The 12,383-nt window shown below is 32.3% G+C and carries 15 protein-coding genes; 9 read left to right on the forward strand and 6 right to left on the reverse strand.

Features of this window, described 5'->3' with window-relative positions:
* Nucleotides 1-173: 173 nt before the first annotated feature.
* Nucleotides 174-2,036, reverse strand: a complete 1,863-nt coding sequence (locus tag C5F47_RS03555; protein ID WP_179361526.1) for a fibronectin type III domain-containing protein — start codon at nucleotides 2,034-2,036, stop codon at nucleotides 174-176.
* A 291-nt stretch (nucleotides 2,037-2,327) separates the two neighbouring features.
* On the opposite strand from C5F47_RS03555, the gene C5F47_RS09655 reads away from it, so the two are divergent.
* Nucleotides 2,328-3,458, forward strand: coding sequence for a two-component system sensor histidine kinase NtrB (locus tag C5F47_RS09655; protein ID WP_246271177.1), 1,131 nt, complete (start codon nucleotides 2,328-2,330; stop codon nucleotides 3,456-3,458).
* Nucleotides 3,459-3,615: 157 nt separating this feature from the next.
* Here C5F47_RS09655 and C5F47_RS03570 read toward each other — a convergent pair whose 3' ends face one another.
* Nucleotides 3,616-4,101: an RDD family protein gene (locus tag C5F47_RS03570; protein WP_246271179.1), complete on the reverse strand. Its 486-nt coding sequence runs from the start codon at nucleotides 4,099-4,101 to the stop codon at nucleotides 3,616-3,618.
* 97 nt (nucleotides 4,102-4,198) lie between these two features.
* Here C5F47_RS03570 and C5F47_RS09735 point away from each other — a divergent pair, with 97 nt between their 5' ends.
* Together C5F47_RS09735 and C5F47_RS03575 are read left to right on the forward strand one after the other, a co-directional pair.
* Nucleotides 4,199-4,330: a hypothetical protein gene (locus C5F47_RS09735; RefSeq protein ID WP_281361092.1), complete on the forward strand. Its 132-nt coding sequence runs from the start codon at nucleotides 4,199-4,201 to the stop codon at nucleotides 4,328-4,330.
* A 40-nt stretch (nucleotides 4,331-4,370) separates the two neighbouring features.
* Complete coding sequence (locus C5F47_RS03575; RefSeq protein WP_246271180.1) at nucleotides 4,371-5,204, forward strand: class I SAM-dependent methyltransferase; 834 nt, start codon at nucleotides 4,371-4,373, stop codon at nucleotides 5,202-5,204.
* Here C5F47_RS03575 and C5F47_RS03580 read toward each other — a convergent pair whose 3' ends face one another.
* The gene (locus C5F47_RS03580) at nucleotides 5,205-6,329 is read right to left on the reverse strand and encodes a hypothetical protein (protein WP_246271181.1); all 1,125 of its coding nucleotides are present in this window, start codon (nucleotides 6,327-6,329) and stop codon (nucleotides 5,205-5,207) included. It lies immediately after the preceding gene.
* Nucleotides 6,330-6,483: 154 nt separating this feature from the next.
* Here C5F47_RS03580 and C5F47_RS03585 point away from each other — a divergent pair, with 154 nt between their 5' ends.
* The 3 genes from C5F47_RS03585 to msrA are packed head-to-tail and all read left to right on the forward strand — an operon-like array spanning nucleotide 6,484 to nucleotide 8,452.
* Nucleotides 6,484-6,861, forward strand: a complete 378-nt coding sequence (locus tag C5F47_RS03585; protein ID WP_179361527.1) for a DUF6659 family protein — start codon at nucleotides 6,484-6,486, stop codon at nucleotides 6,859-6,861.
* A gap of 57 nt (nucleotides 6,862-6,918) precedes the next feature.
* Nucleotides 6,919-7,950, forward strand: coding sequence for a hypothetical protein (locus C5F47_RS03590; protein ID WP_179361528.1), 1,032 nt, complete (start codon nucleotides 6,919-6,921; stop codon nucleotides 7,948-7,950).
* 46 nt (nucleotides 7,951-7,996) lie between these two features.
* Nucleotides 7,997-8,452: a peptide-methionine (S)-S-oxide reductase MsrA gene (gene msrA / locus C5F47_RS03595; RefSeq protein ID WP_179361529.1), complete on the forward strand. Its 456-nt coding sequence runs from the start codon at nucleotides 7,997-7,999 to the stop codon at nucleotides 8,450-8,452.
* Between the two features lies 1 nt (nucleotide 8,453).
* On the opposite strand, the gene C5F47_RS03600 is transcribed toward msrA, so the two are convergent.
* Nucleotides 8,454-8,885: a universal stress protein gene (locus C5F47_RS03600; RefSeq protein ID WP_179361530.1), complete on the reverse strand. Its 432-nt coding sequence runs from the start codon at nucleotides 8,883-8,885 to the stop codon at nucleotides 8,454-8,456.
* A gap of 109 nt (nucleotides 8,886-8,994) precedes the next feature.
* On the opposite strand from C5F47_RS03600, the gene C5F47_RS03605 reads away from it, so the two are divergent.
* Genes C5F47_RS03605 through C5F47_RS03615 form a run of 3 tightly spaced genes read left to right on the forward strand, consistent with a single transcriptional unit; the run spans nucleotide 8,995 to nucleotide 10,693 of the window.
* Entirely contained in the window at nucleotides 8,995-9,807 is an 813-nt protein-coding gene (locus C5F47_RS03605; RefSeq protein WP_179361769.1) for an alpha/beta fold hydrolase, read from the forward strand.
* Nucleotides 9,808-9,842: 35 nt separating this feature from the next.
* Nucleotides 9,843-10,268: an AbrB/MazE/SpoVT family DNA-binding domain-containing protein gene (locus tag C5F47_RS03610; protein ID WP_179361531.1), complete on the forward strand. Its 426-nt coding sequence runs from the start codon at nucleotides 9,843-9,845 to the stop codon at nucleotides 10,266-10,268.
* Nucleotides 10,265-10,693 carry a hypothetical protein gene (locus tag C5F47_RS03615; protein ID WP_179361532.1) on the forward strand — a complete coding sequence of 143 codons (429 nt, stop codon included), beginning with the start codon at nucleotides 10,265-10,267 and terminating at the stop codon, nucleotides 10,691-10,693. Before C5F47_RS03610 ends, C5F47_RS03615 begins: the two co-directional genes overlap by 4 nt.
* A gap of 31 nt (nucleotides 10,694-10,724) precedes the next feature.
* On the opposite strand, the gene phaC is transcribed toward C5F47_RS03615, so the two are convergent.
* Both phaC and C5F47_RS03625 read right to left on the reverse strand, forming a co-directional pair.
* A complete protein-coding gene (phaC, locus tag C5F47_RS03620) occupies nucleotides 10,725-11,789 on the reverse strand; it encodes a class III poly(R)-hydroxyalkanoic acid synthase subunit PhaC (RefSeq protein WP_179361533.1) in 1,065 nt (354 codons plus the stop codon).
* Entirely contained in the window at nucleotides 11,782-12,357 is a 576-nt protein-coding gene (locus C5F47_RS03625) for a poly(R)-hydroxyalkanoic acid synthase subunit PhaE (RefSeq protein WP_179361534.1), read from the reverse strand. Before C5F47_RS03625 ends, phaC begins: the two co-directional genes overlap by 8 nt.
* Between the last annotated feature and the right edge of the window lie 26 nt (nucleotides 12,358-12,383).

A 12,383-nucleotide genomic window follows, 5' to 3' on the forward strand; every position in this document is an offset into this window, starting at 1 on the left:
CATTTTAAATCACACATAGCGTTAGCTATGCATTTTTGATTTGACAATTATTCCCTAGCGTAAGCTAGGATTTTCAATTGTTTGAAATTCCCTAGTGAAAACTATACACGAAAATATTTGGATCAAAAAATTGCGATTAAAATAATTTCCAAAGAAATTTTTTTGATTAAATTTTATTTTACTGTTAATGTATAGCTTTTAGGCGGATACATGGCTGTAGGGTTATCAATGCTTTCCCAAACGAAAAAAGTTAAATCATATTCTCCCTGTTCTTCTGGAATCCAACCAATTTCAAAATATTCTATTTCTCCAGGAATTAAGTTTACCATATATGGAGTAAGATTCTTTGTAACTCCATTTTCATTTTGCATTTGTATTAACATAGCAGCAGAGTGTTCTGTATTCATATTTGTAGTGATATCTCCTGCAAATTTTACATATTCTCCTACATCAATTTGTTGAATGGGATTGTTAAAAGTATCAAACAGTCCATCACTGCATATAGCTATTCTTTCTAATGGGGGGGGATTTTCTGATACTCCGTCGTATATTTTTATCGCCACTTGATCTTCTCCAATTAATCCTACATCATCAATGACAGTCAACGTGACTATGATTACCTCATTAGTAAACGTCTTATGAGTTACGGCCTCCCCTGATTTTGATATTCCACAAAAATCCCAATTGTATGTGATTATTTCACCATCTTCATCATCTGATTCTGATGCTGAAAAAGCAATATTTTGTCCAGTAATGAAAGTATTGGAGGATAAGCTTATTTTTGCTATTGGACTGATAAAGGATTCAATTTCAGAAGAAATAATTTCAGATTTTATTCCTTGCCCTATTTCATTAACGGCTGAAACTTGAAAATAATATAATACATTTTTTGCTAAACCGTTTAACAAAACCACTGTTGAAGATCCCCCACCATTGTTGTAAATACTGAAGGACTCATCAGAGCTTCTTTTGTATTCTATTATGTAGTCCGTAATTGGTGAACCCCCGTCATATGGAGCTGCCCATGATAATGAAATTTGTCCATTTTCGGAAATAGCATTGAGATTGCTTATTTTGTGAGGTTTAGTTAATGGTGTCATATCTGTAATGTCTGAATTGGGGCCCTGTCCTAACTTGTTTACAGCCGTGACTTTAAAATCATAAGAAACTCCGTTTTCTAAACCGGATAACATGGAATTTGTTTTATTATTTTTACCATCGTTGTAAATACTAAATGTGCTATCGGAGCTTCTTTTGTATTCTATTATGTAGTCCGTAATTGGCGAACCCCCGTCATATGGAGCTGCCCATGATAATGAAATTTGTCCATTTTCAGTTAAAAGTGCTCTTACATTTCTTATTTTATCTGGCTGTCCTTCTAGAATTGTAGAAACTATTTTTGATTCTGGACTTTGCCCTACTTCATTTTCTGCCATTACTATAAAGTCATATGATGAACCTTTTGTCAATCCAGTTAAAGTAGCACCAGTTGAAGATCCAACCCCGTCGTTGTAAATACTAAATGTGCTATCGGAGCTTCTTTTGTATTCTATTATGTAGTCCGTAATTGGTGAACCCCCGTCATATGGAGCTGCCCATGATAAGAAAACATTTGTACTGTCTGATGATATTTGTAAAGTGGTAATTTTAAATGGAATAACCATGGGAATTGTAGAAACTATTTTTGATTCTGGACTTTGCCCTACTTCATTTTCTGCCATTACTCTAAAGTCATATGATGAACCTTTTGTCAATCCAGTTAAAGTTACACTAGTTGAAGATCCAACCCCGTCGTTGTAAATACTAAATGTGCTATCGGAGCTTCTTTTGTATTCTATTATGTAGTCCGTAATTGGTGAACCTCCATCTGATGCTGGTGATTGCCATGTTATTCTAATTTCTCCCTTGTTATTGATTGCACTTAGATTGGAAATAGGATCTGGCTCTTCAGGTAAATTTGTTAAAATTACATTTGCTGCAACTGTAAGACCTACAACAATACCTATGATGGTTCCCATGGTTTGGAGTTTATTCAAAAATCATCACGTGTAAGAAAATAATATGTTCTTAGCATTTGAACTTGTCGATTTTAGAGATTTCAGAAAGTTCAAAAGATTCAAGTGTCTAAATTGGAGTGACGAATTGTTTTGAAGATTCTTTTAAATGATTAGCTGAATTTCAAAGTTTAAGCAATCCTCTTTAATTTTCAAATTTGTACCTAATTTTGACTAATATCACAACTTTCAATGTTTATTATACACGACTATTTACTCTGTTATTGAAAATAACATACAACCGCTTGTATTATATCAAATGAGAAATCTAGTATGACAATGGGTATTTCATCTTCTTTCAAAAAACTAAATCTTGATATTTCAAACTTTGATGAAATTTTCTCTGATCATTCTATTGTTGCAGTTACAGATCCTCAAGGTACTATAATTTATGCAAATAAAAAATTCTGTGAATTATCAAAATATACTGAAGATGAACTTTTGGGACAAAACCATAGAATTTTAAAATCTGATGAACACTCTGATGAATTCTTTACAAAAATGTGGGATGTTATATCTTCTGGAAAAGTTTGGGAAGGTGAAATTAAAAACCGTGCAAAGGATGGTTCATTTTATTGGTTAAAATCTACAATTATCCCTGTTAATGATTCCAATGGAAACATACAAAATTTTGTTGCAATAAGAACTGATATTACAAAAGAAAAAGAAATTCAAACAAAACTCTTGGAAATGGAAGAACAACTAGTAAAACAAAATGAAGATTTGGTATCTAAAGTAGAAAGTAAAAGTAATGATTTGGTAAAATCTGAACGATTGGCAACAATCGGTACCATGGCAAGTAGAGTAGCACATGATTTAAAAAATCCTTTAACAATAATGCATACTTATGCTGAAATGCTAACTCCTGAAATCCTTTCAAAACTAGAATCCAAAGATAAAGAAAAATGGTTTAGAATGCAAAATTCTATTTTTGATATGAATAGAATTATTGAAGATGTTTTAGATTTTGCAAGAACTACTGAAATCAAAAAGAAGTCCACTTCATTTTTGAGTGTATTGAAATTGGCTATGAATCATGTAAAATCATCATATGGAATCACCATTAACTTGCCTGAAAAAGATTTCACCATTAACTGTGATCCGAGAAAAATTGAAGGTGTATTGTCTAATATCATCAATAATGCAGTTCAAGCTTTAGATGGACAAGGGGAAATTGATATTGAAATCTCCTCAGACTCTGAATTCCTAACTGTTCAAATCAAAGATTCTGGGCCTGGCATATCTGAGGATAATTTGGGAAAAATCTTTGAACCTATGTTCACTACTAAAACTACTGGTACCGGTTTAGGACTGGTTATCTGTAAAAGTATTATCGAACAACATGGTGGTATAATATCAGTAAGCAACAAGCCTACCACTTTTACGATTACCTTGCCTTTCTAGTAATTATTCTTCTACTTCGATGTCATTTTGCAGTTCTTTTGGTAATCCTACCCACCATTCTTTTTGGTTTTCAGACATTACCTAAAAAGATCTAAAGTTGCTAATAGATCTGTTGATAAATTATTCATAGCAAGTATTCAAGAAAATCTGACAAAATCTAATCTTTTAGATATGTTGAGCCTGAATTTTCTTCTGTTTCTTTAATTTTGATAATTATGGTGTCTCCTAATTTGTTGAATACTCTTTGACGTTTTTGATTAGTCAAGACCCATCCCATAATCACATCAATTGGCAATAGGAAAGATTTACCAAAACTGCTTAATAGAATTCCTTTCAAACTAGGTTTTTCTCCGTCCATGTTTTTAACTCTCAAATTTAGAATTTTTTTCCCAACGGTTTGGCCTGTTTTGTATTCTAGAACAGTCCAATAAATAAAAAATAAAATGCTTGCAGGAATGTATTGTGTGTTTTCTGCCCAGAGTCCTTCATCATCAACCTCGTAGTATATTGTTCCAAATGAAAGAAAAATTATTGTCGTTGAAATAGTTGAAACAATAATAAAATCAATTAACCATGCAAGAAATCTATCTGTCCATTTTGCTAAAATTATCTTTGAATTTATTTCAGAATTTGGATTGTCCACTATATTCCTAACAATTTTGAACTAATAAAATGTGTTAATCATTGGTTAACACTGATTGCAACACAGTCCATTTATTCAAGGATGTTGAAAATAATACATGAAAGCAAAATTTGCAACTTCTTGTGTTTCATGTGGGGATAAAATCCAACCTGGAAAAGAGATTTCAAAAAATAAAGACGAGGTTTGGGTTCATAAACACTGTGTTGAAGACTCTGAAGGTTTACCTTAGAAATTAATAGTCTGATCTGTAAACAATCTTAGAATTATTTTTGGTAACAATAAACCCTATAGATCTATTTTTGTGGACATTTCGTAGAAATGAAAAAGATGTCGTGAATCTGTACTCTTCATTATCTCCTGTGATGCAATTAGCTACTGGAGGGTCAATGCTGAATTTTGGTTATTGGTCAAAAGACAATTCAGATCCGATCTCGGCACAAAATAATCTATGTATGATTTTTGCAGAAATGGCTGAATTATCATCAGCACAACAAGTTGTCGATGTTGGTAGTGGTTTATCTGCACCATCAAAGCTTTGGAGAGATAAATATCCTCAAATCAAACTGTATGATGTAAATATAAATTTCAAACAATTGAGTTTTTCTGGAACTGAAAAAAATATTGAGTTTCTTAATTCTACTTCAACAAAATTACCTTTTGCAGATAATTCTGTGGATAGGGTTTTAGCATTGGAATCTGCACAACATTTCAAACCTTTGTCTGATTTTATTTCTGAGTCTAAGAGAGTTTTAAAAAAATCGGGATTACTTGTTATGGCAGTTCCAGTTACTACTGAAAATTCTTCTATTGGGAAATTAGGATTGTTGAAATTTACTTGGTCTTCTGAACATTACACTATAGATTTTCTGAAAAGTTTGATTACATCTTCAGGATTTTCTATCTCAGAAGAGAAACTGATTGGTTCTAATGTTTATGATCCTTTAACTGATTATTATTTAGCAAATCGCGAAGAACTTAAAACTTCTATTTTAAAAAATTATTCTCCATATGTTGAAAAAATTCTATTCAAATCTCTACAAAAAATGAAAAAAGCATCTGAAGGAAAAATTATTGATTATATTTTATTGAAATGTAATTTGTAATCATACTGTGAGAATATTTCGAGAAATAATATTTTCTAGTGCCCGTAAATACTCTGATTCAGAAATTCTTTCTTCTAACAGCCAATATGTTGTGGTTTTCCACCATTCTGGAATTACTACTTGATGTGTTCCCATATTGTATTTTGTATCAAAGAAATTTGTATCTTTTATTTTAGTTTCTTCTCCTACTGTTAATACTTCGGTCTCATGAAATTCATAGGAAAAAATCAGTCCTGTTTTTTTATCAATGATTTTGACATTTTGTCCTGTTGAATCACTAGCAAGCCATGCTGGTCTAATTTCATTATCAAATGTATGGGTAGTTTCTGCAATGATTTTTATATTTTCTGAAATTGAATCTCCTAGTTTTATTGGAAGTGGGATGACAAATTCATAATTTTTACAGCATTCGCCAGTTTTGATAACTCCTTCTCTGTTTACTATGATTTCTTCTTTTGTAATTCCTTCTTTAGATATTTTTTCAACTTCAACTGTAATTTTACTATCTTTTACTGTAATTTGACTATCGTTTACTGAAAAATTAGTGTCTTCAATTGATTTGAAAGTATGTTTGATAGATATGTTGTTTCCATATTTATCAAAATGAGCATATTTGATGAAATCATTTTCTTTTACACAAATTTCATTTTCAATACATTTCCTTTCATTATGATCTAATGTGATAACTCCAGCTTCTAACAAAGTTCTAATGCCGTATGCAAATCCAATATCTTGGTTTTCATTATTGACCCACAATTGAGCTTCTCTTTTAATCCAGTCTGGCATGACATCTGAATATTCTATGTGTCTTTCTCTAATGTAACTAGAGTCTCCTAAATATTTGTCAATTTCTGCAATTAACACCAAATCTCTAGCTTGATGTGTACTATTCCATGCAACATGATTATACAATATCACACAAGCTCTGAGATTTGGAAAATTAGAGTGCTGTTGAACTAGATCATCCACCCCCAGTAATTCATATTCTTCATAAAAAAAATCACAAAATTTCAAAATATCTTCTGAAGAACTTACTTCGAAATCTGGGTTATGTCCAAAAGAATTTTGAATATTGAAACTTCCCATTACTACAAGTAGTAAAATCCCAAAAATGATAATTTTCAATTAATTTCTAATTGATTTTTTTGTTTATTAATTTCATGTAAAAACATCGCATATTTCGTAACCAATTTGGAATAATCTCTTTGAAACACATTCCATTCTCCCCTCACTTGAAATTGACTAGGTTTTTATTTTTGATGTGGTGAATGAAATTAGTATGTCTGGTACAGGCTTGGAACTATATGGTAAAAAATGTGATCAATTATTGAGCGAATCTGAGATCCGATTTGCTGGAATTGTTGACAAAGATGGTCAATTAATTGCTGGTGGATTTAAGGAAGGTCTGGTGCCTCATGAAGGTGATGAGACACGCTTACAATCTTTTCTAGAATTTGTTTCTAAAGCTTCTATTAGAAAAGAATATGATGAAAGTTTAGGTCCAATTAATTATCTTGCTGCCAGAAGGGATAAAGCAGTTTTAGTTAGTTTTCCGTTTCCCATAACCCAAATTCTATTATTGATTTCAGCAGAACCTACTGCAAATATTGAAAGTTTGGCAAAAAAAGTCGTAGAAATTTTTACCGATGTTAATTAAACCTGTTTGAACAATCTGGCGAATTCTTTATTTATGCAAAAAATTAATTTTCAGAAAATGACTATTTTTCCAATTGTTTTCTTGCTTTTATTGATACCAAGTATGATTTTTTCTGCATTTGCTTTGGTAGATGATTTTACTACTGACAAATCATTGTATCATTCTGGTGATCAATTAACAATATCTGGAACTGTTTCATATGATTCAGATGTTCCTTTTGTAACTATTCAGATATTTACTCCTGGAAAATCAAACTTTGCAGATTTTAACACAATTCCTGCAAATCCTGATGGTAGTTTTTCTGCCACATTTAATGTCGGTGGTCCTACATGGACTTCTGATGGGATTTATCCTATCAAAATTACTTATGATGGGAATTTAGAAAAATCTATTGAGTATCAAGAATTTTTAGAATCTTCTCCTCCTGCACCTAAAACTGAATCAACACCTGAACCAACACCAGAAATAACATCTGAATCTACTCCAGATGTTTCAGATGATCCAGAACCTGTTTCTACTTTTAGTACTCTGAAGCTTTCTATTCCAAATTTCCCTGCACTTGATAAATCTCCGCAATATTATATTGATAGATACAATGATGAATCAAGTTACAAATCTTGGTTTGATTCACAATTCCCAAATGATTCTATTGCTGATGTTGTAGGATATCAATTAACACACATAGATAATTTCCCTGCACTTGATAAATCTCCGCAATATTATATTGATAGATACAATGATGAATCAAGTTACAAATCTTGGTTTGATTCACAATTCCCAAATGATTCAATTTACAATGTTTTGGGATATGAAGATCCAGTTTCTGTACCTAGTTGGATTCGTAACAATGCTGAATGGTGGGCAACCGGTAAAATCAACGACTCTGCATTTGTTTCTGGGATTGAATTCATGTTAGAACATAATATCATTATGGTTTCAACTAATCCTTCTGGAAATATCTCTGATGAAGACATACCTGATTGGATTAGAAATAATGCCCATTGGTGGTCTCAAGACTTGATATCTGAAGATGAATTTGTAAATTCTTTGGAATATCTTATACGTGAAGGTATAATTTCTGTAAATTAGAATTTGACAGATAGTTTTAATTTGGTATTGTAATATTGAAATTAAAATGAAAGCAACATTTGGTGCAGGATGTTTTTGGCATGTTGAGGATTTACTCAATAAGACTAAGGGTGTGAAATCAACTGCAGTTGGATACATTGGTGGCCAACACCCAAATCCTACGTATGAAGAAGTTTGTACTGACAAAACTGGTCATGCGGAGGCTGTCGAGGTAGATTATGATCCTAATGAAATTTCATTTGAAGAATTACTAGATGTATTTTGGTCTAATCATAATCCTACAACATTAAATCGACAAGGTCCTGATGTGGGAATACAATATAGATCATCTATTTTTTATCATGATGAAAAACAAAAAGAAATTGCTGAGAAATCCAAGCAATCTCTTGAACAATCAGGTAAATATGATAATCCGATTGTTACTGAAATTGTTCCAGCTCCCACTTTCTACAAAGCTGAAGAATACCATCAAAAATATTTCAAGAAACACGGATTCTCTTAGATTATTTTACAATTACAACTGGAATCTTTGATGTGTGGATAACATAATTTGAAACACTTCCAAAGAACATTTCTTTGGCAGAACTTCGACCCCGTGATCCCATGACAATCATGTCAAAATTGCCTTTTCCGTGAGCAAATTTGATGATATTATATCCAATTTCACCTCTGGCTATTTTTTCATTAAATACGATACCATTTTTGGCAGCCAAAACTTTCGCATCAGCCATGAATTTTTTTACTTGTACATTTAGTGATTTTTCTACAGATCCTACCCCTCTAAATTCTGAATGCGGTGGTGCGTAAATAGAGTAAATTCCGGTGATTGTTGCTTGACAACTTCTAGCCAACGTAATTGCTGTTTCTAGACCTCTAATGGAGTTTTTAGATCCATCTATTGGAACTAATATTTTTGAAATTTTCTTTTTAATCACAAATTGTGTCTATTATTGATACTAAAAAACATACTTCTAATTTTACTAATTCAAAACTTGTATTGTTGATGTTTGCTTGATCGCATAATTCACTAAAACTTATCTATTGATGATAATTCTAGCTAAAATAGTGGAAGAGAAATTTCTTCAAATCGATGGACATAAAATCCGATATTTAGAAGCAGGTGATTCCAAAAAGACTCTTGTTTTACTTCATGGGTTGGGGGCCTCAGCTGAGAGATGGTTAAATGTAATTCCACTTTTCTCAAAGGATTATCGTGTCATTGTTCCTGATTTGATAGGATTTGGATTAAGTGACAAACCTCATGTTGATTATACTCCTGATTATTTTTCAGATTTTTTAGAAAAATTTTTTGCACAAACTGGCATCAATCGTCCAAATCTGATTGGCTCTTCTTTAGGAGGACAAATAGCTGCTAATTACACATCATCTCATACTAAAGAAATCGAAAAATTAGTTCTTGTTTCTCCTGCAGGTGCCATGACACAATCAACTCCAGCACTTGATGCATATGTCATGGCCGCATTATATCCTAATGAACAAACTGCCAAAAATGCATTTGAACTAATGGAAGCTTCTGGAGAGGAAGTTCCACAAGAAATTATTACTGGTTTTGTTGAGAGGATGCAATTACCTAATGCAAAACTTGCATTCATGTCTACTGTTTTGGGATTAAAAAATTCTAAACTTATTACAACAAAACTTGGTTCTATCATAACGCCCACGTTAATTATTTGGGGTTCTGATGATCCTGTGATCCCTATTGATTATTCTGATAGTTTTATTTCTGCAATCCAAGATTGTCGTTTTTTTAGAATGGATGGATGTGGCCACACACCATATGTTCAAGATCCTGATACATTTGCTTCAAAAGTGCTAGAATTCCTAAACGGTATTTAGATCCATTTAAATAGATATTATTCCACTTATTACCTATGAGTGGTAATCAAAACCTATACGACCCTTCTGAGATGTTTAAATCTTGGATTCAAAAAAGTGGACGTGCCCAAGCAGAATTTATGAAAAACTTTGGTTCCTTAATGGGGAATCAAACTAGTCAAACATTCAATCCTTTAGAAACATTGAAAGGAGTTTCTGAAAATGCACGACAAACTCAATCTAATATGATGGATAACATGTCAACCATGCAAAGTAAAAGTATGGATACTATGTTTAGCATCGGCCAAATGCTTCCTTCCTTTATGAATTGGGGTGCTTACAAAACTACTATCAGTAGTAATGGAAGAATCTCTATCCCTGAAGCAGAACGAAATGCACTAGGTTTAGGAGATGGTGATTTAGTCCAAGTCATTATTCTACCAATAGCAAAAAAATCAAAAAATAAGGAGGTGAAACAATGAGTAAAAACGAAACAACACAAGTAAATTCTAAAGATGTATTTTCTGCATATCAAGAAAATGTTGACAAACTCTTCAATGGTATTAAACAATCAGTACCACAATATCATCAATCAATTACAAATGTACAACAGGAATACCTCCAAGCATATGAAAACATGGTAGATTCAACTATCTCTCTACAAAAAGAATATGTAAAGAAAGCAGGTATCAAATCAGACATTCCTGAAGCAACACTAAAAGTAATTCATGATACGACTGAAGAATATGTAAAGGCAGCTTCAATACAAAACCAAATAGTACTTGCAACTATCGATGCAACACAACAAAATATCAAAACTTTCAACGATAATGCAAAATCATTTGCTGACCTAAACAGAAACATTCTACAATCTTGGATTTCTGTATTCACTACAAAAACAAACTAGTGAAAAATTTATTTTTTTAATTTTTTCTTTTTTATGATCTTTCAGCTAACCATTTTCCTAGCTCTGGTAACACCTTTTTCTGAGATAGGGAACTAGCTATCATTCCTACATGCCCCGTTGGATACATTCTCAATGTTTTATCTTCGCTGCCAATTGCATAATGTAGTGGCATACTACATTCCGGTGACACTAGGTGATCTCCTACGGCAATTTGGGTAAATGTTGGCATGTCTATTTTTTTCAAATCTATATGCTCTCCTCCAACATACATTTTATTTTGAATTAACAGGTTATCTTGATAGATATCTTTTATCCATTGTTTGAATAATTCTCCTGGTATTGGCGGTGTATCTCCCAACCATTTCTCCACTCTGAGGAAATTATCTACAAATTTTTTGTTATCTATATTTTTGAAAAATTTCACATATTTTTCAATTCCTTGTTCAAATGGTTTCAAGACTGAGAAACAATAGTACATGAATTCTGGAGGCATATTCCCAATGGTGTCGACCATTTTCTCTACATCCATATGTTTGGCGAGATTGCTGATCACTGTAGTATCACGCCATCCATCAATGACTGGTGCGGTTGCAATGTAGTTTTTTACACTTTCTGGATGTAATGCGGTATATGCTGTTGCAATGGTTGCTCCAGTACAATATCCTTGCAATGAAATTTTTTCAGTTGATGATTCATTTTTGATATGTTCTACAGCAGAATCCAAATATCCATTTACATAATCATCGAAATCCAAATACTTGTCCATACTAGTTGGCGTTCCCCAATCTAACATGTACAAATCAAATCCTTGTTCGAGTAGATTTCTTACCCAACTTTTTTCAGGTTGGATGTCTAGTATATGGTATCTGTTTATCAATGCATATGAAATTAACAATGGTGTTTTGTGTTGTTTTTCTGTAAGTGGTCTATAATGAAGTAATCTTGTTTTATCTAGCTCGTGAACTGTATCATGTGGTGTCACTTCTAAGCTAATCTCATCTGGTGCAGAAACTAATTTTGGAGCTTCAATTACATTCTTGCTGAATTTCAAAACCTCTTCAATTATCTTTGGATCAATTTTAGATTCACTATGCATTTTTCTTTATTTCCTTTTTCTTTAACTCCAATTCTAATTTCCCAACCCGTTTTTTCAAAGAATGAAGTTCTTTGTATACTTCATCAATCTCTTCTTTACTGGGAAGGTTAACTGATTGCAAAACTACATTTGTAATGTTATTCCAATGCTTTGTTAGCTCTAATTCCTTTGAAACTAGTTTTCCATAATTTTCTCCAAAATCTTTGGAATCGAACAATTCTGTAAAATCATTATCGAAAATATCTATCCATATTCTTTTGAATGCTTCAATTTGTTCAACATCTTGAGGTACTTCGGGTGCTTTCAAATTGACTTTTTTTTGTGCGACTTCCCATGCGTTTGATAGTTGTTTATAATATTCTGTGAGGTATTGGTTGAAACCCATCAGATCTTCATTGATTTCTATTAATTCTGTAGTTACTTTTTTTGAATTTGCAGCAAATGCTCTCATTGGTCCTGTGGATGCTAATGCCTGAGGTTTACTGGACATTAAATGCATAATGTCTGTCCAAAATAATGACAAATGCTTGTAGTAATCCATTGTATTTTTTGAAGAATCTGACTGCACAGATATCTATTATTACAGATCGCAAT

Source organism: Nitrosopumilus cobalaminigenes, assembly GCF_013407145.1.
Taxonomy (GTDB): Archaea; Thermoproteota; Nitrososphaeria; order Nitrososphaerales; family Nitrosopumilaceae; genus Nitrosopumilus; species Nitrosopumilus cobalaminigenes.

Coding starts and splice junctions, on each gene's coding strand:
- C5F47_RS09655 (WP_246271177.1), top strand. CDS start 2,328: ATGACAATGGGTATTTCATCTTCTTTCAAAAAACTAAATCTTGATATT.
- C5F47_RS09735 (WP_281361092.1), top strand. CDS start 4,199: ATGAAAGCAAAATTTGCAACTTCTTGTGTTTCATGTGGGGATAAAATC.
- C5F47_RS03585 (WP_179361527.1), top strand. CDS start 6,484: ATGTCTGGTACAGGCTTGGAACTATATGGTAAAAAATGTGATCAATTA.
- C5F47_RS03590 (WP_179361528.1), top strand. CDS start 6,919: ATGACTATTTTTCCAATTGTTTTCTTGCTTTTATTGATACCAAGTATG.
- msrA (WP_179361529.1), top strand. CDS start 7,997: ATGAAAGCAACATTTGGTGCAGGATGTTTTTGGCATGTTGAGGATTTA.
- C5F47_RS03605 (WP_179361769.1), top strand. CDS start 8,995: ATGATAATTCTAGCTAAAATAGTGGAAGAGAAATTTCTTCAAATCGAT.
- C5F47_RS03610 (WP_179361531.1), top strand. CDS start 9,843: ATGAGTGGTAATCAAAACCTATACGACCCTTCTGAGATGTTTAAATCT.
- C5F47_RS03615 (WP_179361532.1), top strand. CDS start 10,265: ATGAGTAAAAACGAAACAACACAAGTAAATTCTAAAGATGTATTTTCT.
- phaC (WP_179361533.1), bottom strand. CDS start 11,789: ATGCATAGTGAATCTAAAATTGATCCAAAGATAATTGAAGAGGTTTTG.